The sequence below is a fragment of the Polaromonas sp. P4_F6 genome (assembly GCF_056401275.1).
The window spans coordinates 488,911-508,583 of sequence record NZ_JBFUJQ010000002.1 but is presented as its reverse complement, the minus strand read 5'-3'; the positions used below and the strand labels follow the sequence as shown (position 1 = coordinate 508,583).

Annotated in this window: 19 protein-coding genes; 5 read left to right on the top strand and 14 right to left on the bottom strand. The window is 67.3% G+C overall.

Annotated elements, in window-relative coordinates; translation table 11 throughout:
* Positions 1–2: 2 nt before the first annotated feature.
* The 3 genes from AC1DUN_RS08245 to AC1DUN_RS08235 are packed head-to-tail and all read right to left on the bottom strand — an operon-like array spanning position 3 to position 2,510.
* The gene (locus AC1DUN_RS08245; RefSeq protein ID WP_477713540.1) at positions 3–1,109 is read right to left on the bottom strand and encodes a lipocalin-like domain-containing protein; all 1,107 of its coding nucleotides are present in this window, start codon (positions 1,107–1,109) and stop codon (positions 3–5) included.
* Positions 1,110–1,118: 9 nt separating this feature from the next.
* Positions 1,119–2,201, bottom strand: coding sequence for a PLP-dependent cysteine synthase family protein (locus AC1DUN_RS08240; protein WP_477713539.1), 1,083 nt, complete (start codon positions 2,199–2,201; stop codon positions 1,119–1,121).
* A 42-nt stretch (positions 2,202–2,243) separates the two neighbouring features.
* Positions 2,244–2,510 (bottom strand): DUF1127 domain-containing protein, encoded by a 267-nt coding sequence (locus tag AC1DUN_RS08235; RefSeq protein WP_477713538.1) that lies wholly within the window; start codon positions 2,508–2,510, stop codon positions 2,244–2,246.
* Between the two features lie 135 nt (positions 2,511–2,645).
* Between AC1DUN_RS08235 and AC1DUN_RS08230 the strand changes: the two genes are divergently transcribed.
* A complete protein-coding gene (locus AC1DUN_RS08230; protein WP_477713537.1) occupies positions 2,646–3,539 on the top strand; it encodes a LysR family transcriptional regulator in 894 nt (297 codons plus the stop codon).
* Here AC1DUN_RS08230 and AC1DUN_RS08225 read toward each other — a convergent pair.
* On the bottom strand, positions 3,536–4,222 hold the full coding sequence (locus AC1DUN_RS08225) for a glutathione S-transferase family protein (protein WP_477713536.1): 687 nt from the start codon (positions 4,220–4,222) through the stop codon (positions 3,536–3,538). The genes AC1DUN_RS08230 and AC1DUN_RS08225 overlap by 4 nt on opposite strands.
* An 18-nt stretch (positions 4,223–4,240) precedes the next feature.
* A complete protein-coding gene (locus AC1DUN_RS08220; protein ID WP_477713535.1) occupies positions 4,241–4,666 on the bottom strand; it encodes a DoxX family protein in 426 nt (141 codons plus the stop codon).
* Between the two features lie 79 nt (positions 4,667–4,745).
* Between AC1DUN_RS08220 and AC1DUN_RS08215 the strand changes: the two genes are divergently transcribed.
* On the top strand, positions 4,746–5,657 hold the full coding sequence (locus AC1DUN_RS08215; RefSeq protein ID WP_477713534.1) for a LysR family transcriptional regulator: 912 nt from the start codon (positions 4,746–4,748) through the stop codon (positions 5,655–5,657).
* 13 nt (positions 5,658–5,670) lie between these two features.
* Here AC1DUN_RS08215 and AC1DUN_RS08210 read toward each other — a convergent pair whose 3' ends face one another.
* The 3 genes from AC1DUN_RS08210 to AC1DUN_RS08200 form a co-directional block, all read right to left on the bottom strand.
* Positions 5,671–5,910: a hypothetical protein gene (locus tag AC1DUN_RS08210; protein ID WP_413329346.1), complete on the bottom strand. Its 240-nt coding sequence runs from the start codon at positions 5,908–5,910 to the stop codon at positions 5,671–5,673.
* Positions 5,911–6,110: 200 nt separating this feature from the next.
* Positions 6,111–6,575, bottom strand: a complete 465-nt coding sequence (locus AC1DUN_RS08205) for a hypothetical protein (protein WP_477713533.1) — start codon at positions 6,573–6,575, stop codon at positions 6,111–6,113.
* Positions 6,576–6,759: 184 nt separating this feature from the next.
* Positions 6,760–9,309, bottom strand: a complete 2,550-nt coding sequence (locus AC1DUN_RS08200) for an FtsX-like permease family protein (protein WP_477713532.1) — start codon at positions 9,307–9,309, stop codon at positions 6,760–6,762.
* 149 nt (positions 9,310–9,458) lie between these two features.
* Here AC1DUN_RS08200 and AC1DUN_RS08195 point away from each other — a divergent pair, with 149 nt between their 5' ends.
* Together AC1DUN_RS08195 and AC1DUN_RS08190 are read left to right on the top strand one after the other, a co-directional pair.
* The gene (locus AC1DUN_RS08195; RefSeq protein WP_477713531.1) at positions 9,459–10,430 is read left to right on the top strand and encodes a threo-3-hydroxy-L-aspartate ammonia-lyase; all 972 of its coding nucleotides are present in this window, start codon (positions 9,459–9,461) and stop codon (positions 10,428–10,430) included.
* Between the two features lie 286 nt (positions 10,431–10,716).
* Positions 10,717–11,280, top strand: a complete 564-nt coding sequence (locus AC1DUN_RS08190; RefSeq protein ID WP_477713530.1) for a hypothetical protein — start codon at positions 10,717–10,719, stop codon at positions 11,278–11,280.
* 39 nt (positions 11,281–11,319) lie between these two features.
* Here the strand turns inward: AC1DUN_RS08190 and AC1DUN_RS08185 are convergent, their stop codons facing one another.
* The 6 genes from AC1DUN_RS08185 to AC1DUN_RS08160 form a co-directional block, all read right to left on the bottom strand.
* Positions 11,320–12,153 carry an ABC transporter permease gene (locus tag AC1DUN_RS08185; protein ID WP_477713529.1) on the bottom strand — a complete coding sequence of 278 codons (834 nt, stop codon included), beginning with the start codon at positions 12,151–12,153 and terminating at the stop codon, positions 11,320–11,322.
* Positions 12,154–12,155: 2 nt separating this feature from the next.
* The gene (locus AC1DUN_RS08180) at positions 12,156–13,052 is read right to left on the bottom strand and encodes an ABC transporter permease (protein WP_477713528.1); all 897 of its coding nucleotides are present in this window, start codon (positions 13,050–13,052) and stop codon (positions 12,156–12,158) included.
* Positions 13,049–14,146 (bottom strand): ABC transporter ATP-binding protein, encoded by a 1,098-nt coding sequence (locus AC1DUN_RS08175; RefSeq protein WP_477713527.1) that lies wholly within the window; start codon positions 14,144–14,146, stop codon positions 13,049–13,051. Before AC1DUN_RS08175 ends, AC1DUN_RS08180 begins: the two co-directional genes overlap by 4 nt.
* 78 nt (positions 14,147–14,224) lie before the next feature.
* Entirely contained in the window at positions 14,225–15,295 is a 1,071-nt protein-coding gene (locus AC1DUN_RS08170) for an ABC transporter substrate-binding protein (protein WP_477713526.1), read from the bottom strand.
* 59 nt (positions 15,296–15,354) lie between these two features.
* Positions 15,355–16,848, bottom strand: coding sequence for an aldehyde dehydrogenase family protein (locus tag AC1DUN_RS08165; RefSeq protein WP_477713525.1), 1,494 nt, complete (start codon positions 16,846–16,848; stop codon positions 15,355–15,357).
* A 2-nt stretch (positions 16,849–16,850) separates the two neighbouring features.
* A complete protein-coding gene (locus tag AC1DUN_RS08160; RefSeq protein WP_477713524.1) occupies positions 16,851–17,954 on the bottom strand; it encodes a mandelate racemase/muconate lactonizing enzyme family protein in 1,104 nt (367 codons plus the stop codon).
* Between the two features lie 123 nt (positions 17,955–18,077).
* Here AC1DUN_RS08160 and pdxR point away from each other — a divergent pair, with 123 nt between their 5' ends.
* Positions 18,078–19,607 carry a MocR-like pyridoxine biosynthesis transcription factor PdxR gene (pdxR, locus tag AC1DUN_RS08155; protein ID WP_477713523.1) on the top strand — a complete coding sequence of 510 codons (1,530 nt, stop codon included), beginning with the start codon at positions 18,078–18,080 and terminating at the stop codon, positions 19,605–19,607.
* Positions 19,608–19,673: the final 66 nt, after the last annotated feature.

Sequence of the window (19,673 nt, the reverse complement as noted above, 5' to 3'; positions counted from 1 at the left end):
ATTCACATCCGCAGCGGCTGCGCATACCCCGTCATCTCGAGGTAGCCCATTCCCACGAGCTTGCCGTTGCTATCGATCAGCTCACTCAAGCCTTCCCAATAAATGGAGCCCGTGGATTGGCGGCTGTCGAGTTCCTGGTTGTCGATGACGGCGCGCACGGTATAAAAATCGGCCGGCGTGCGGACTATCCATTCAACCGGGTAGCTGGTTTGCGTCAGCGGGCTTTTCCAGTGGCGCACGGGCTTGAAGATGACTTCGCCGCGGCTGAAGCTGTACAAGCCGCCCTTGGGCGAGCGGAAGGAGCCGCCGTCCCACAGCGTGCCGCCGTCCTTGCCGCGCAGCCGGAAGGCGGTCAGGGCGCTGCCGTCCGTGAGGTTCATGCCTATCCAGTCCCAGCCCGCGGCGTCGGGGTGCAGGATTTCCTCGCTCCATTCGTGGTCCAGCCAGGCCTTGCCGCTCACGGCAAAATCCTGGCCTTTGAGCCGCAGGCTGCCGCGTGCGGCCAACTGCGGCTGGCTGTAGTAGTAGCTGGCCTGCTTTTCCTCGGGGCCTTTGCGCGACAGGCCTTGTTTGCCCTGCAGCAGCACCTGCTGCGTCTCCTCAAACGCCAGCTTGAGCGCGAAGTCGCTGGACGGCAACTCCGCGATGTACTTGCCGCCTTGGGCTTTGAGCGACCAGTCGCGCAGCTTGAGGTCCATGTCGCGTTCGCTGGCGGTGGCGATGCCAAAGCCGCCGCGCGCGATGCGCTGGTCGTGCCAGAGTTTTTTGCCCTGCACGTCGGTCAGGGCCGCGTGGGCAAAGAGCAGCTGTTTGGCGGCGAATTTCGAGGCCATGCCCTGGGTGGCGTCCACGCGCGAGCGGAAAAAAGTGAGCTGGAAGCCGAACACCCGCTTGCCCGCTTCGGCGCTGGCCTGGCCCGTGATGTACCACCACTCGGTGCGAAATTCGGGGTGGGCGCCGCGGTCGCGCGGGAACGCCAGGGTTTTGGCGGGCAGGGCCAGTGCCGGGCGGGTGATGCCTCCCCACCCGGCCAGCGCGGCGCCGGCCAGCAGCAGGCCGCGCCTGGGCAGCAGGGCGGGCAGGGTGCGCGTGGGCGGCGGCAAAGGCATGGGGTTTCTTCAGGCGGTGGGCGCGGGTCGCAGCAGCCTGGCGATCTGCGCCTGGGCGGCCGTGCAGTCGCCGATGGTCCCGGCCACCCACTCGGCGTTGTAGTAAGTCGGCAGGTAGCGCTCACCCGAATCGCACAGCAGCGACAGGATGGAGCCTTGCTCGCCGCGCGCCAGCATCTCGTGCGCCAGCGCCAGCATGCCGACCAGATTGGTGCCGGTGGACGGCCCGACACGGCGGCCCAGTAGCTGCGAAAGCGCCTGCATGGCGGCAAGCGAGTCCACATCGGCGACCTCCACCATGCGGTCTATCACGGTGCGGATAAAGCTGGCTTCCACGCGCGGCCGGCCTATGCCCTCGATGCGCGAGCCCGCGCCGGTGAGGCCGGCATCGCCGCTGCGGTGATAAGCGGCAAAGACCGAACCCACCGGGTCGGCCACGCAGAGCCGGCTGTCGTGGCGCTGGTAGCGCACATAGCGGCCTATGGTGGCGCTGGTGCCGCCCGTGCCCGCGCCCACCACGATCCAGCGCGGCACGGGGTGCCTTTCGCGCGCCATCTGGCTGAACATGCTTTCGGCAATATTGTTGTTGCCGCGCCAGTCGGTGGCGCGCTCGGCATAGGTGAACTGGTCCATGTAGTGGCCGCCGGTTTCCCGGGCCAGCCTGCGCGCTTCGTCGTAGACCTGCGCGGCGCTGTCTACCCAGTGGCAGCGCCCGCCGTAAAACTCGATCTGCGCGACTTTTTCGGGTGAGGTGCTGCGCGGCATCACCGCGATAAAGGGCAGGCCCAGCAGGCGCGCGAAGTAGGCCTCGCTGACCGCCGTGGAGCCGCTGGAAGCCTCCACGATGGTGCTGCGTTCATGGATCAGGCCGTTGCACAGCGCGTACAAAAACAGCGAACGCGCCAGCCGGTGCTTGAGGCTGCCGGTCGGGTGTGTGGATTCGTCCTTGAGGTAGAAATCGATGCCGCGCGCGGCGAACTCCGGCAGCGGCAGGGGGATCAGGTGGGTGTCGGCGCTGCGCTGGTAGTCGGCTTCAATGCGGACGACGGCGGCGCTGAGCCAGGAGCTGCTGGAGGTTGGAGGGGCGGCCATGGCCCCGATTCTCGCAGCAAGCAAGGCCTTGGTGGCCGGCTTTTAATGCCGGCTGGACCTCCAGGATGAGGGCTCGCCGAACAGGGCCGGGATCTCGCTGCGGCCTATGCCCAGGTCGTTCAGCTCGTGGCTGCTCATGGCCATCAGCTCGTCCCGCTGCAATCGGGGCGGCGTCGGTGCGCCGCCGCGCGATGGCCTGAACCAGGCGCCACCAAGCCTGCACAGCGCAGCCGCCAGGCCCGCAAAGCGCTGCAGTCCCGCTGTGAGGGGCCAGCCCGGTGAAACGGTGGGAATGGTGGCGGAAGGCATGGGGTGCTCCTTGGGGTGTGACGGTGTGGATGAAGCCAGGCGCCCATGGTGCAATTTATTCTGGTATTGTGGAAGTTGAGTTTTCTGATTAAAACTATCAGTAATCCTGATGAAGGACTTTATGAGGCACCTTCCATGCGCGAATTGAACCTGGACCAGCTGCGCACCCTGGTGGCCATCACCGACCTGGGCACTTTTTCGGCCGCGGCGCAGGGCCTGCACCTGGCGCAGCCCACCGTGAGCCTGCACGTGAGCGAGCTCGAAAGCCGTCTCGGCACGCCGTTGGTGGTGCGGGGCGGGCGCAAGGTCGAGCCCACGCCGGCGGGTGCCGTGCTGGTGGAGCGGGCGCGCCGCCTGCTGCGCGACGCCGACGACGCGGTCGATGCGGTCAAGCGCCACGTCGAAGGCCGCGCCGGCCGCGTGCGCCTGGGCAGTACCACCGGGGTGCTGGTCTATTTTTTGCCGCAGGTGCTCAAGGCCATGGAGCTGGCCCATCCCGACATCGACGTCGAGGTCAGCATCCTGGGTTCAGCCGACACTCTGGAGCGGCTGGCGCAGGGCACGCTGGACGTGGGCCTGGTGGCCACGCCGCCGCCGGCGCAGCGCGGCATGGTGATCACGCACTGGCGCAGCGACCCCATGATGGCTTTTGTGCCCAGGCGCTGGAAGGCGCCGAAACACGCGACGCCCGCCTGGCTGGCCGGCAAGCCGCTGATCTTCAACGAGACGCCCACCCATATGTACCGCATGACCATGGCCTGGTTTGCCGATGCGGGCTTTACGCCGCGCGCGCGCATAGAGCTCAATTATTCCGAGGCCATCAAGAGCCTGGTGGCCGCCGGTTACGGCGCTGCCGTGCTGCCCCGGGAGGAGTCGGAGCAAGAGTCGCATGTGCGGCACGATGTGCAACTGCTGCCGCTCAAGCCCGCGCTGGTACGCCACACGGCCATGGTGCACCGGCCGCCGGAGGTGCTGGACGGTGCCACGCGCAACCTGCTCAAGATCCTCGCGAACTTCCGCCAGGTCTAGGACCTTTGCCAAGCCGTGGCGACTCCCTCCATTCGCCGCGAAAGTTCGGAGCCGCGCCGGCGCAGGAACTGCGTGAGGGCGGCCGCATAGTCGCCGCGCACGGCCTGCCGCACGGAGGGTCGCCGCGCCAGTGCGGCGCGCCAGGCGAGCACCTTGGGCGTCGCGTCAAAGAAGCCGCTTTGACCAAGCGCCTCAAAGACGTCGAAATAACGGAATACCGGGCCGAAGACCGCGTCGACGAGGCTGAAGGCGCTGCCTGAAAAGAAAGGCCCTTGTGCCGGTAGCACGGCCTCCAGCTGCGCGAACCTGCCGGCCAGTTCTTCGCGCCGCTTTTGCAGGGCGGCGGCATCGGGCGCGTTGTAAAAGGCGGCGATGGTGTTCAGCACGCTGGAGCCGAACTCCATCCACGCCCGGTGCCGTGCGCGCTGGAGCGCATCGCCCGGGTGCAGGCGCGGCAGCAGGGTGTCGTCCAGGTATTCGCAGATCACGGCCGATTCAAAAACCGCGTCCTCGTCCACCAGCAGCACCGGGGTCTTGCCCAGGGGCGAGACGGCCTTGAACCAGTCGGGTTTGTTGGCGAGGTCCACATCGTGGCGCTCAAAGGCCACGCCTTTTTCGGCGAGCACGATGGCCGCGCGCTGGACGTAAGGGCACAGCGCATGGCTGATGAGGGTGAGCTTCATGGCATGTTCCTTGTGCAATCAGCGGGGCGCCAGCAGGCTGCTGCGGCGCGCGGCCCATACGCCGTCGCCGAGCAGCCATTGCGCCAGCGAGGCCACCAGCAGGAACAGCGGGTATTCCCAGCCGCCCTTGGGGCTGGTGAACACCCAGCCGTTGGGCCAGTGCACCCAGACGACCACCGCCAGCACCGGCGCCAGCAGCAGCGAGGCCTGGCGGCCGTAAAAGCCCAACAGCAAGGCCGCGCCGCCGGCCAGCTCGGCCGCGACCACGGTATAGGCCATATAGCCCGGCAGGCCGACTGATTCGAAAAACTGCGCCGTGCCGGGCAGGGTGAAGACGAAAATTTTCAGCAGCGCGTGGGTGATCCACATGGTGCCCAGGGCGATGCGCAGCAGCGCGGCGCCGTGGCTGGCGGCGGGGTTGTCGGCAGAAGAGGTGGTGTTCATGGTGCGGTGCCCGGTCAAGGGCTGGAGTTGAAGGAGTCGCCACTTTATGATTGCAAGAAAGCAATGTAAATTAGCAACTATGAAAACATCCGTTGCAAAAACGCAATATGCCTTGACAGCCTACGACCTGCAAACCCTGCTGGCGCTGGTGCGCGGCGCCACGCTGGCCGAAGCCGCGCGGCGGCTGGGCGCCGATGCCTCCACGGTGTTCCGCTCGGTGCAGCGGATCGAGAAAAGCCTGGGCCAGCGCCTGTTTGAGCGCTCCCGCCTCGGCTACCTGCCGACCGAGCCCATGCTGGGCCTGGTGCCGCATGCCGAGCGCATAGAGGCCGAGCTCGAAGCCGCGCGCGCCGGCGCCCAGCACCCGCATGAAGGCGTGGCCGGCCGGGTGCGGCTCACGACCACCGACGCCGTGCTGCGCGGGCTGGTGCTGCCCTCCCTCAAACCGCTGCTGGCGCAGCACCCCCTGCTGCAGCTGGACCTGCGAACCGGCAACGAGCTGGCCAGCCTGAGCCGGCGCGATGCCGACCTGGCCCTGCGCGCCACGCGCAAGCCGCCCGACCACCTGGTGGGGCGCAAGCTGGGCACGGTGCGTTTTGTGCTGTGCGGCCTCAAGGCGCAGGCCAAGGCCTTGTCGGCGGCGAAGAAACCTTCAGCGCCGGACGTGCTCGCCGGCTTTGACTGGATAGCCCCCGATGAAGCCTTGCCCGAACATCCCTCGGTGCTGTGGCGCCGCAAGCAGCTGCCCAAGGTGACACCGCGTCACTACGCCGACGGCATTGTGGCGGTGATGGATGCGATCAAGGCGGGGCTGGGGGTGGGCATTGTGCCGGTGTTCATGCTGGCCGGTGAGCCGGCGCTGGTGCCGCTGGGCGGTGCGCTGGAAGGCTGCGAGTCAGACCTGTGGTTGCTGGCGCATGCCGAATCGCGCCACCTGCGAAGGATCTCGGTGGTCTACGACCATTTCGCGGCCAGCGTGCGGCTGGCCTGAGCTGTTCGCAAAATCAAAACGACTGGCTGGCGCCGGAAGAGCCGGAAGTGCGGAACACGACTTCGCCGCTGGGGATGTGGACCACGCGCACTTCCTGGCGCGTAGGGTCGGCGACGCTTTTGACGGCGACGGCGACCGCCAGGGAATAGTCCGCAAAAACATGGTTGGAACTGCTGGGCGGCAACAGGCTGCCCTTGACCGGGTCGACGTTTTCAATGCGGTAGTCATGTGGCGGTGCTTTGACGTATGCCATGGTGAAGACCTCTTTGAAGTGATTTCGGTTTGGGGGTTATGGCCTCCATGGTAGGAGCGCAGGGCGGCGCCGTGATGACAATTGCGGGACAAAAACGTGACCATGCGTAAGCAAAAGAAAGCGCCTTCACCGGAAGGCGCTTGCATTGGCAAAAACTAAGCCGATGGGTTTGCGGCCAGCCCCGCCACTAATCCTTTAGTTCAGTGCAGGCCCTGGCCCGGGCTGCGCTCCGACAGCTCCAGTTTCTTCATCTCCACGGCCACCGACTTGAGCATTTCCAGCGAGGCCTCGGGTGTCTGCACGATGCCCAGCCAGCCGAAAAGGTGGTGCCGCAGGAACAGCAAAATCTTGCCGGTCAGCGGGTCGCAGGCTACCCAGTGGCGCGGCGTGTAGCAGGGCTCCAGCGCGCACAGTGGCGGGCAGTCCAGCGGGTAGGGCGGGTCCAGCTCGGCGCGCAGGCCGGCCAGGTCCGTCACCAGGTCTTCAAGCTCCTCGGCCTGCAGCGTGAGCGGCTGCGCCATCTCCAGCGTGACGCTGCCGTCCTCGTTGCGCACGGCCAGCAGGCCGTGGGCGAGCCGTGTTGCCATGTGCGGCGGCCGCTGGCCGGCCGCGCCGGTATGAGGGTTGGCGTGGGAGGCGGGATTGGCGTTCAGGGTGGTGCTCATGGCGTGCTCCCGTGCGTGAGGGGATGACAGAAGGGGGCGAATGTGACCCGGGTGTTTGGCCGGGCGCATGGGAACCAGTGTGCGGCGCGGCAGGGCCGGGCGGCGTGGGAAACCGGCCTTGCGCGCTGTAGGACGGCGCGGCTGCGTGCACCCAGCCGCACTCCCGACGAAGCGCGGCTGCGGCCTACCAGTCTTCCTTGACCGCCAGCACCGCATCCTTGCCGGCCGCGGCGCGCCCGGCCAGCCAGGCGGTCGATGTGCCCGCTACCACCACGGCCGCGCACAGCAGGCCCAGGCGCAACCAGGGCGCCATCAGGTCCATGGTCCAGTGAAAGCTTTGCGGGTTCACCACGTAAACCAGCACGGTGGAGACCGCCAGCCCCAGTGTGAGGCCGGCCAGCGCGCCTATCAATGTCCAGGCCGCGCCTTCACCGGCCACCACGGCGAGGATCTGCCGCCGCGTGAGGCCCAGGTGCGCGAGCAGGCCGAACTCCTTGCGGCGTGCCAGCACCTGGGCACTGAAGCTGGCCGCCACGCCGAACAGGCCTATGGCAATCGCCACCGCCTGCAGCCAGTAGGTGACCGCGAAGCTGCGGTCGAAAATCCGCAGCGAGGTCGCGCGCAGCTCGCTGACCGAGGCCAGCTCCAGCAGTGCGCCCGCGCCCGACTGCCGCTCGGCCAGCGTGCGCACCGATTGCTGCACCTGGGCATCGCCCGCGCTGCCGTCCAGCCATAGCGCCAGGTCGTTGGCGCGCCGGTCGCCGCTCAGGCCTTCGAAGTCGGCCCTGGCCATCGCAATGGCGCCGAACTGGCGCGCATAGTCGCGCCAGACGCCCGCCACATAAAACGGCGGCGCCGGTGTGCCGGCGGCCGTGACGCCCAATGATTGCGAGAGCGGGCGAAAGACGGTGCCCGGCTGCGCGCCATACAGGTCGACCATGGGCTCGCTCACATAGATGCCGATATGCCCGGGCGGCACCGGCAGCAGCCGGCCCACCAGCGGCAGCGCGCTGGCCGGGTCGTCCAGCGGGCGCGCGATCAGGGTGACCGCCGGCCTGGCCGGGTCCAGCAGCAGCTGCACGGTGCGCGCAGCGCCCACGCGCGCCACACCGGGCAGGCGTCCCAGCGCCTCGACGAATTCCGGCGAAAAATAGGCGGTGTCGCTGGCCGAGCTGCCCAGCGCCGTGCGCACATAAAGATCTGCCGGCAGCACCACGTCCAGCCAGCGCGTGACCGATTCGCGAAAGCTCGCGACCATCACCGTCAGCGCCACCGCCAGGCTCAGCGAGGCCACCACACCGCTGACGGCCACGGCCGCGCTTTCGCGCACGCGGCGCGCGCGCTCCACCGCCAGCAGTGGCAGGAGGTAACGGGCGACATGGGGGCTGAGCCTGTCGTACAGCAGCGCGATCAGCCAGGGCAGGGCCGTGATGCCGCCCACCAGCAGCAGGCCCACGGACACATAAGCCGCCAGCGGAATACCGAACAGCGGCGGCACCAGTGCCAGCAGGCCGCCGGCGGCGACCAGGGCGAGGCTGAGCCAGTGGCCCTTGCCGGCGCCGGCGCTGGCACCCAGGCCCTTGAGGGTTTGCGCGGGCGGCAGCTTTTGCGCGGCCCGCGCCGGCCACCAGCCGCCCACGGCCGCGGCCAGCACGCCCAGCGCGCCATAGCTGAAAGCCGCCGCGCCATTCCACTGCAGGCTGGGCGCGACACCGGAAAAATAGCCGCCGCCCAGGTCGCCGCCCAGCAGCCGCAGCGCCAGCGCGGCCAGCGTGGTGCCCAGCGCGATGCCCAGCACGCTGCCGGCCAGGCCCAGCAGCACGGACTCGGCCAGCACCAGTCGCAGGCGCTCGCGGCCGGTAAGCCCCAGCACGCCTAACAAGGCGAACTGCTGCGCGCGCTTGGCCACGCTGAGCGAGAGCACCGAGAAAACGAGAAAGGCCCCGGTAAACAGCGCCACCAGCGCCAGCACCGTGAGGTTGACGCGGTAGGCGCGCGAGAGCCTGCTCACGCGTTCGGCCGCATCGCCCGGCGCGGTGGCCGTGATGCCGGGCGGCAATTGCAGCGAGGCGATAAAGCCTTGCGCCGCGGTGCCCGGCTTGAGCCGCACGTCGATGCGCGAGAGCTGGCCGCCCTTGCCGAACAGGTCTTGCGCGGCGGCGATGTCCATTACGGCCAGCGGCCCGCCGCCCGCGCCCACGCTGCCGGCCACGCTCACGCCGCGCAGTTCGAGGCCGCTTTGCAGGCGCAGCGAAGATGCGCCGAACAACTGCCGCGCGGCCGGATTCAAAAACGCCGTGCCGGGCGCGAACAGCGCGAATCGGTCCGCGGTCGACGCGGGCACAGGCATCAGGGCCGGTGCCATGGCGCCGACCGCCAGCACGTCCACGCCCATGATGCGCAGCGGCAGGCGTTCGGTCTTGCCGGCAGCGCTTTGTGTGGCCGCATAAGTGCTGATCTCCAGCACGGGGCTGGCCAGGGCGACCCGCGGGTCGGCGGCCACGCGCTGGTAAAGGCTTTCGTCAAAGCCGCCCTGCACGGCGCGCAGTTCCAGGTCGGGCTGGCCGTTGACCGCGCGCACCGCCTGGGAAAACTCGCTGAGCGCCGAGGCATTGATCAGCTGCACCGAAAACGCCAGCGCCACACCCAGCATCACCGCCGCCGCCGCGGCGGCGTTGCGCCAGGGATGGTGTTTTAATTCCCGCCAGGAGAAACTAAAGAGCAGGGCGCGCATGGGCTCATTGTGCTTCAGCGCCGCAAATGCGGCGCCAGCCGGCATCTGTACCGGTACAGAAAGGGCTTGCCTGTTGCTGCCGGGAAAACACCACCTTCGTTTAAGCTAGGCCCTGAATTTTCCGTCCTGCCATGAAAGCCTGCTCCACCATGCAACTCCCTACCTACGACGATGTCACTGCCGCCGCCGCGCGCATTGAAGGCCATGCGCACCGCACACCCGTGCTGCAATCGGCCACCGCCCACGCGCGCTGGGGTGCCCAATTCTTTTTCAAGTGCGAGAACTTCCAGCGCATGGGCGCCTTCAAGTTTCGCGGCGCCTTCAATGCGCTGTCGAAGTTCGATGCGGCGCAGCGCAAGGCCGGGGCCATCGCGTTCTCGTCGGGCAACCACGCGCAGGCCGTGGCGCTGTCGGCGCGCATGCTGGGCATGCCGGCGGTGATCGTGATGCCGCAGGACGCGCCGGCCGCCAAGCTGGCCGCCACGCGTGGTTACGGCGCTGAAGTAGTGCTCTACGACCGTTTCACCGAAGACCGCGAAGCGCTCACCCAGGGCCTGGCCGCCGAGCGCGGCATGACGCTGATCCCGCCTTACGACCACCCCGACGTGATCGCCGGCCAGGGCACGGCCGCCAAGGAACTGTTCGAGGAGGCCGGTACGCTGGACCGTCTCTACATTTGCCTGGGCGGCGGCGGGCTCACCAGCGGCTCGGCCCTGGCGGCGCGCGCGCTGGCGCCGAAGTGCAAGGTCTACGGCGTGGAGCCCGAAGCCGGCGACGACGGCCAGCAATCGCTGCGTGCCGGCCGCATCGTGCGCATCGCCACACCCAAGACCATCGCCGACGGCGCGCAAACCCAGTACCTGGGCGAATACACCTTTGGCATCATCCGCCGCGACGTGGACGACATCCTCACCGTGAGCGACGCGCAGCTGGTGGAGGCCATGCGCTTTTTCGCCGAACGCATGAAGATGGTGGTCGAGCCCACGGGCTGCCTGTCCTTTGCCGGCGCTTGCAAGGCGCTGGGAGAAAAACCGCCCGCCAAGGGCGAGCGCATAGGCGTCATCGTGAGCGGCGGCAACGTCGACCTGGCGCGCTACGCGGAGCTGCTGGCCGCGCGCTGAGCCGCCGCAAGGGCAGGGCGCCAGGCTTGCCCTGGGCAGCTGGGGCCCGCTTTTTTTGAGGCTTGCCGGCTGTCCGGGACGCTGGCTCGCGCGTGCTTGGCTGCCCGCGTTCGGACTTGAACGCGGTTTTAGTACGGAAAATCCAACAAACAATGGCCGCGCCAGGACAATGTCCGCGGGTCTGCCTGCTGAGTTCGCATACGGTTCAGGGTCTTAAAAAAGTGCTTCATCGAAGTGCTTCTCCCACCCGGCCCCATGGCCTGAACCCAGCGCGGCAGACCCGACCATGTTTAGAACCGACTACCAAAATCCTTTGCGCCGCATCACCCGCGTCGAATCCGATCGCGAGCGAAGCTGGCGAGTCTCCGTCCGCCGCTATGGGCAAACCATTGTCAGGTCGTTTACCGACCTGGGCTACGGCGGCAAGCGCAAGTCACTGGCCGCGGCCAAGATTTACCGGGATGCCCTGGAAGCGCATATCGCCACCTTTGACGCGGACCACCGCCTGTGGCGCCGCTCGCAAAAAAGCAGAGGCAACTCATCGGGAACGGTAGGCGTGGCGCGCTACCTGGCGCCTTCCAAAGTGCCGGGTGGTCCGCCTGCTCCCTATTGGCAGGCGTTCTGGCTCGACGAGCTGGGCAAGCGCCAGAGCAAGGTCTTTCGGGTAGGTGCCCATGGCGAGAGAGGGGCCAGGCGGCTGGCCCTGCAAGCGCATGCCCAGGGCCTGGCCGAGGTGCATGCCGCCTTCCAGCGCAAGGCGTGGCCGGAGCCCCAGAACAGCAAGCTGGGCAAGGAACACGAGTCCCTTCTTTTTGCCGCCGCCTTCGCCGCCGAATCCTTGCGGCCCTGATGTTTGGCCGGTGGTGATTTCGCGGACGAACAAGGCCGCTCAAGTGCCCCGGCCGCTTCCGCCTTGTTTTCCGATGAACTGCGTCACCGCCAGCATCAGCGAGGTGCTCGCGACGATCAGGGTGGAGATGGCGGCGATGGTCGGGTCCACCTGGTCGCGCAGGGCGTTGAACATATTGCGCGTGAGCGTGGAGTTGTCGCCGCCCGATACAAAAAGCGAGACGATGATTTCGTCAAACGAGGTGAGGAAAGCCAGCACCGCACCGGTAAAGATGGAAAAGCGGATCTGCGGAAGAGTCACCATGCGGAAGGCCTCCAGCCGTGAAGCGCCCAGGCTGCGCGCCACCATCTCCTGGTTCAGGTCGAAAGTCTTCAGGGCTGAACTGACCACCATCATGACCACCGGGATGGCCAGCATGCTGTGGGCCAGCACCAGGCCGGTCAGCGTATTGACGAGCTGGAGTTTGACGTAGGCGTAGAACACGCCGATACCGATCAGGATGACCGGCACGACCATAGGTGTGAGCAGCAGCAGGGTCAGGTAGCCCGCATGGCGTATGCGCGAGACCAGCAGGCCGTAGGCCGCCATGGTGCCCAGCGGCGTCGCGACCAGGGCCGTAAGCACGCCGGCCTTGAGCGAAGTGGCCGTGGCCTGCATCCAGGACGCCGAACTGAAGTAGCTCTCATACCAGCGCAGCGACCATTGCCGGGGCGGAAATTCCAGGTATTGCGAGGCTGAGAAACTCATGGGGATGACCAGCAGCGTGGGCATCACCAGGAAAATCATGACCAGCGCCGCGATGACGTAAAGCCACAAGCGGCCGCCGCGGCTGATCTGCGTTTCGGTGACGGGGTGGTTCAACCACTGTTTCATCATCAAGCTCCCCTGTCGCGCAAGGCGTCTTCGAGCTTGACCAGGCGCGAGGCCGCGAGGATGAGCAGCAGCGTCAGCAGCAGGAGCACCACGCCCAGCGCGCTGGCGGCGCCCCAGTTGAAAAAGATCTCGATGTCGTTGGCGATGCGGCTGGACACCATGATGACCTTGCCGCCGCCCAGCACCGCCGGGGTGATGTAAAAGCCGAGGCAGAGGATAAAGACAATCAGCGAGCCGGTCGCCAGGCCCGGTATGGAGAGCGGGAAGAAGATTTGCCAGAAGCTGCGCGTGGGCGAGGCGCCCAGGTTGGCCGCGGCCTTGAGGTAGTCGCGGTTGATGCCGCGCATGCAGGCGTACAGCGGCAGCACGATGAAGGGCAGCATCACATGCACCGTGCCTATCAGTGTGCCGGTCAGGTTGTGCACGAGCTCCAGTGGCTCGCTCCACAGGCCCAGCTCCATGCCCCAGCCATTGATGAGGCCGCGCCGCTGCAGCAGCACCAGCCAGGCGTAAGTGCGCACCAGCAGCGATGTCCACAGCGGCAGCAGCACCGCGATCATGCAGAGGTTGGCCGCGCGTTTTGGCAGTTCCGACAGGAAATAGGCCAGCGGGTAGCCCAGCAGGATGCAGATGCCGGTGGTCAGGAAGCTGACCTCGAAGGTCACCCAGAAGGTGCGCGCATACGAGGGCTGCTCCCACATGCGGCGGTAGTGCTCGAGGCTGAAGCTGCCGGCGTCGGACAGCACCGAGAGGTAAAACAGCCAGCCGACGGGCAGCACCATGATCACGGTGACCAGCAACAGGGCCGGGGACACCAGCGACAGCAGCACCAGGCGCTCGCGGTGTGCGCTGCGCCCCAGCGCTTCGGCATTCGGTGCGATGTTGGCCGCGGCGTTCATGCGGCGGCGTCCTGCGGCAACAGCACGGTGTCGTCAACCGCCAAGCCCAGCGTGACCATGTCCCCGGCCGAAGGGCAGGCATGGCCGGCGTTGCTGCCCGAGGCGCCGCGCACGCTGACGATGCTGCCATCGGCCAGGGCCGCCTGCACCAGCGAACTGTCGCCCTGGTAGACGGTGGCGTGCACGCGGGCGTTCAGGATGTTCATGCCCGCGCCCATGCCGGCGGCCGCACCGCCGGCCAGGATCTTCAGGCGCTCGGGCCGCAGCATCAGCAGGCGCGGCCCGTCGCCGCCGGGGTGGGCGGTTGTCGTGAGCACGGCGCCGCCCAGCATCACCGCGCCTTCGCGCACGGCCACCGGCACAAAACTCGATTCACCGATGAACTCGGCCACAAAGCGGCTGGCCGGGCGCTCGTAAAGCGCGCGCGGCGTATCGAGCTGGACGATGCGCCCGCCGTTGATCACAGCAACCCGGTCGGACATGGTGAGCGCTTCGCGCTGGTCGTGGGTGACGTAGACGGTGGTCATGCCCAGCTTGTCATGCAGCTGGCGCAACTCGATCTGCATGTGCTCGCGCAGTTGCTTGTCCAGGGCCGACAGGGGCTCGTCCATCAGCATGATGCGCGGCTCGAACACCATGGCGCGCGCCAGGGCCACGCGCTGGCACTGCCCGCCCGAAAGCTGGTGCACACCGCGCCCGCCATAGCCGCCCAGGCGAACCATCTCCAGCGCATGCTCGACGCGGCGCGCCATCTCCTCGCGTTTGACGCCGCGCAGCCTGAGCGGAAAACCCACGTTGCCCGCCACCGTCATGTGCGGAAACAGCGCGTAGTTCTGGAACACCATGCCGACGTCGCGCTTTTGCGGCGGCGTGCAGATGACCTCGGTCTCGCCGAACTTCAGGCTGCCGCTGTCGGGCCGGGTGAAGCCGGCCAGCACCGTAAGCAGCGTGGTCTTGCCGGAGCCCGAGGGGCCCAGCAGTGTGAGGAATTCGCCGCTGCGGATGTCCAGGTCGACGTGGTCCAGGGCATAGGCGGCGCCATAACGCTTGGTCACTTGCCGCAGGGTGATGGGCAGCGACGACTTGTTGCTCATGGATACGCCTTCTCTTTTTGTCTTTGCTTTGTTCTGTTGTCCCTCGGCGCCGTGCCTGCACGGCGCCGACCCGCCTTTTTACTCTGTCAGCATGTTCTGGTACAGCTCGGAAGCCCTGGCTTCGTTTTTGGTATACCAGTTCAGGTCGATGATGAGCTGTTTGGCCGCGTTGTCCGGGAAGGACGGCAGCGTTTTGGCGTAGGCTGCGGGGATGGCCGGGCCGTCGTAGGCTTTTTTGTTGGTCGGCCCGTAGGTGATGTACTTGGTGAATTCGGCCTGGTACTGCGGCTTGCTGATCTCGTTGAGGAACTTCACCGCCAGGGCCTTGTTGGGCGCGCCCTTGGGAATGCCGAAGCAGTCATAGTCCAGCAGCGCCTGGTTGAAGGTATAGGCCACCTTGGCGCCGTCCTTGGCAACCACGTCGAAGCGGCCGTTCCAGCCCGTGACCATATCGACCTCGCCGTCCTTCATGAGCTGGGCGTGCTGCGCGCCGGACGACCACCACACGGCGATGCTGGGCTTGAGCTCCTTGATCTTCCTGATGGCACGCTCTATGCCACCCGGCGCCGACAGCACTTCATAGACCTTGCCCGGCGGCACGCCGTCCGCCATCAGCGCAGGCTCCAGCGCGCCGGCCACGCCCTTGCGGTAGGCGCGTTTGCCGGGGAATTTCTTGACATCCCAGAAGTCGGCCCAGGTCTGCGGGCCCTTGTCGCCGTAGGTCTTGGTGTTCCAGGCCATCACGGTGGAGAACACGTCGCCGCCCACGCAGAACTCCTGCGTGAGGCCGGGCGCGAAGGAGGAGACGTCGATGGCCTTGTAGTCCAGCGCTTCAAGCAAGCCTTCGGCGCCGGCGCGCGCCGCGCTGCCCGAGCCGCTGGCGACGATGTCCCAGGTCACGGCGCCGGCCTTGACTTTCAGGCGCAGGTCGGCGATGCCGGTGTAGGTTTCTTCCTTGATGGTGATGCCCAGCGCCTTGGCGGCGGGCTGGAACAGCGCCTTGCTCTGACCCTCCTGGTAGGCGCCGCCGAAAGACACGATGGTCAGCTGCGCCGCGGCGTTGCCGCACCACAAGGCGGCCAGGCCCATGACCACACCGAGCATCGCGATGCGGTTGCGCACCGCCTTGTTCATTGACTTGTTCATCATTTCATTGACTCCTGTTGAACTGACATCCCATCGACTCCCTTGAACCTGTGTCGCCTGCTTCAAATGCGCGCCGCCACGCTTTTGAGCTTGCTGTAGCTGCGCAGCGCCTCCAGCCCTTTTTCGCGGCCGAAGCCGGAGCGCTTGTTGCCGCCGAAAGGCACCGACACGCCACCGGCGAAGTATTCGTTGATGTAAATCTGGCCTGCATCGATGCGCCCGGCGAGCCGGTGCGCACTGGCGAAGTCGCGCGTGAAGATGCCCGCGACCAGGCCGAAGTCCGTGCCGTTGGCCAGTGCCACGGCTTCGTCAAGGTCGTCAAACACTTGCACGCATAAGACGGGCCCGAAAATTTCCTGCTGGACTGCTTCGTCATCCGGTGCCAGCCCGTCCAGGATGGTGGGCTCGTAAAACCAGCCCTGGCCGGTCAGCGGGTCGGCGGCGCGCTTGCCGCCGCAGCGCACGGTCACGCCGCGCGCACGGGCGCGGTCCACGTAGCCGGCGATCTTGTCCAGGTGGGCCTCGGAGTTCACCGCGCCCATGTCCGCATTGCGCAGGCCGTGGCCCAAAGTCATGGCGGCGGCGCGCGCCGTCAGCCGTTCCACGAAGCCGGCGTGGATGCGGCGGTCTATCACCAGGCGCGAGCCGGCCGAGCAGATCTGCCCGGCGTTTTCAAAAATGCCGCCCAGCACGTTGTCCGCCGCCTTGTCGATGTCGCAGTCGGCCAGCACCAGCACCGGCGACTTGCCACCCAGCTCCAGCACCAGGCGCGTCACGTTGGGGGCGGCGCCGCGCATCACGTCCATGCCGGTGGCGACCGAGCCGGTGAAGCTGATGTGCTGCACGCCGGGGTGGCGTGCGAGCGCGGCGCCGGCCAGCGCGCCGGTGCCGGTCACCACATTGCAGACGCCGGGCGGCAGGCCGGCCTCGATGCACAGCCGGGCCAGCATCAGCGCCGTCAGCGGCGTCTGCTCGGCCGGCTTGGCGACCACGGTGCAGCCGGCGGCCATCGCCGGCGCGATGCCGCGCGCGGCCGACGACAGCGGATAGTTCCAGGGAATGATGTGGGCGGTGACGCCGACGGGTTCGTGCACGGTGTAGGCAAGATAGTCTTCGCCCAGCGGAATGCTGTCGCCCTGGTGCTTGTCGCAGGCGCCGGCATAGTATTCAAAGGTGGCTGCCGCGCCGGCGACGTCGCTCAGCGACTCGGCCAGGCGCTTGCCGCTGTCCAGTGTTTCGATCACGGCCAGGCGGTCGGCATTGGCGCGTATCAAACCGGCGACGCGGTAGAGCAGGCGGCCGCGCTGCGCCGGCGTGAGGGCGCGCCAGGGGCCCGCGAGCGCGGCCTGCGCGGCGGCCACGGCCGCATCCACGTCGGCCGCATCGCCGGCGGCGAAGCTTGCAAAAGCGCGTCCCGTGCCCGGGTCCAGCGTCTCCATGCGCGCGCCGTTCAGCGAGGGCACGAACACGCCGTTGACCAGGTGGCGATCCGGCAGGCCGGCGAGCGTGCCGCTGGTCTGCGCTTCGTGCACCAATGCGTTCAGGGAGGTGGCCATGGTCAGGAAATCTCGCTTATCTGGTAGCTGGACTTTGCAAGCCATTCGGGGTTGATCTCCACCCCCCATCCCGGCGCGTCAGGCAGGGTAACCCGGCCGCCCCGCACGGTGTAGGGGGAGTTCACGAACAAACCCTCTTGCCAGGGGTAATAGTCCGGGCCCTCGATGGACAGCTCCAGGTATTTGCCGGCGTTGGGGATGGCGCACAGCATATGCATGGTGAACAGCGTCACCATGGAGAGGTTGGCGCTGTGCGGCGTGCAGGGCAGGCCCGCGGCTTCGGCCATGCGTGCCACGCGCAGCGTGCGGGCCAGGCCGCCCATGTAGCAGACGTCGGGCTGCACGATGTCCACGGTTTTTGAATCGATGATGTGTTTCCACAGCGGCATGTAGCAGTCCTGCTCGCCGCCGGTCACGTCGATGGACAGCGCCTCGCGCACCTCGCGCGTCTGCCCGAGTTCCCAATACGGGCAGGGCTCCTCGAAGTGGTTGATGCCGTGGTCTTCCAGCATGCGGCCCACCTCGATGGCGCGGCGCGGCGAATAGCAGCTGTTGGCGTCCACCAGCAAGGCCGGGCCTTCGCCCAGCGCGCTGTGCATGGCCGCGATGATTTCTTCTGTGCGTCCCGGCCATTCATCCCTGTCGTGGCCGTACTCGGCGCCCACGCGGAACTTGAAGGCGTCGAAGCCGCAGGCGTCGCGCAGCGCGAGCATGCGTTTGACTTCATCCCGCGGCGTGATGTCGCGCTTCATGGACGAGGCATAGGCGGCCAGCGGCCTGGCCGTGCCGCCTATCAGTTCGCAGACACGTTTGCCTTCGGCTTTGCCGCGCAGGTCCCACAGCGCGGTGTCCACGCCGCAGACGGCGCGGTACAGGTGCGAGCCGGGGAACTTGTGTTCAAGCTCGGCGATGGCGTCGACCAGGCCGTCGACGTCCAGCGCGTCGCGGCCCAGCGACCAGGGCGCGACCTGGCGGTGCAGCACCTGCACGCTGAGGTCGGCGTGGTAGGGCGAGACCTGTCCCCAGCCCTGTGCGCCGTCGTCCGTGGTGACGCGCACAAAGCCCACGAAGGGGTCGCAGAAGGTTTCGATTTTCCGGATGAGCATGGAGAGGGCCTGGAGCCGACAAGAGTGTTGGATGCAGCCATCATCTCGCTCAAGTGGATGGCGGAACAGGTCCATTTTGATTAATGCGTGATACCATTTTTTGAGCAATAACAAAGGCAATCCATGGTCAAGCGCGCGGGTGGCTCCCTTTTGCTGTCGATCCGTATCGATCACAGCCACCATCACCCGGTGAGCACGCAGCTGTGCATGGCCTTGCGGGAAATCATCCTCTCGGGCGGCTTCGCCCCCGGCGATCGCCTGCCGGCCAGCCGCACTTTGGCGAGCGACCTGGGCGTCTCGCGCACCACGGTGGTCGAGGCCTTCAGCCGCCTCACGGCCGAAGGCCTGATCGATTCACAGACCGGCTCTGGCACCTTCGTCAGCGCCGTGCTGGGCGCCGACCGGCCCATGCCCTCCAAAGCCAGGGCCTCCTCCCCCGAGCCCGCCGCGCCGCGCCTGTCCGCCGTGATGCAAGACGCCCTCGGCCGCTTCGTCGAACGCCGCCGCCTGCCGCATGCGCCGCGCGCCTTCACCACCGCGCTGCCGGCCTTCGACGTGTTTCCGATGGCGCAGTGGGCGAGGCTCTCGGCGAAATGGCTGCGCGGCAACCACGATGAAGTCATGGGCTACGGCGACCCCTACGGCGCGCCGCAGCTGCGCCGCGCGGTGGCCTCGCACCTGCGCGCCAACCGCGGCATCACCTGCGACCCCGAGCAGGTCTTCATCCTGGGCGGCGCGCAGCAGGCCTTCCACCTGATCGGCTCCATGCTGCTCAATCCCGGCGACAAGGTCTGGTTCGAGAACCCGGGCGCGATAGGCGCGCGCAACAGCCTGGTGGCTTCGGGCGCCGACCTGGTGCCCGTGCCGGTGGACGGCAACGGCCTGCGCGTGGAAGAAGGCCTGCGCCTGGCGCCGCGCTTTCGCCTGGCCTTTGTGACGCCCTCGCACCAGCAACCCCTGGGCTGTGTGATGAGCCTGGCGCGCCGCTTCGCGTTGCTGCAGGCGGCCGAGCAGGCCGGCGCCTGGGTCATTGAAGACGATTACGACGGCGAGTTTTTCTTTGCCGGCCGGCCGCCGCCCACGCTCAAGAGCGTGGACACCACGGGCCGCGTGATCTATGTGGGCACCTTCAGCAAGTCGCTGTTCCCGGCATTGCGCCTGGGTTACCTGCTCGCGCCGCCGGCGCTGGTGGAGACCTTTCGCGCCGTCATGAGCCGCTTCCTGCCGGGTGTTCCCTCGCACACGCAGGGCGTCACCGCGGAATTCATCGACGAGGGACACTTCGCCGTGCATGTGCGCCGCATGCGCCACATCTACTTCGAGCGGCACGAGGCACTGGCCAGCGCGGCCGGCAAGCACCTCAAAGGCCTGTTGGACGTGGTCCCCGCCCACAGCGGCCTGCACACCGTGGGCTACCTGGCGCCGCGGCTGGCCGAGGGTGATGCCTCCCTGGAGGCCGACCAGCGCGGCATCACGGCATCGCCGCTGGGCCGTTTCGCCATCACGCCGCTGAACGTCAGCGGCCTGGTGCTGGGCTTTGGCAGCAGCCCGCCGCCGGCCATCGAGGCGGGCGTCAAGGTGCTGGCCGACGTGCTGGAAAAACAGCTGAAAGCCAAGCCGCAGCGCGAGGCACGCAAAACCCGCGCGGCCTGAGTTCCGCATGGACAAGCCGATCCCGGCATTCGGAAATGGTCTGGCATTTAGTCTAAAACGGACCTG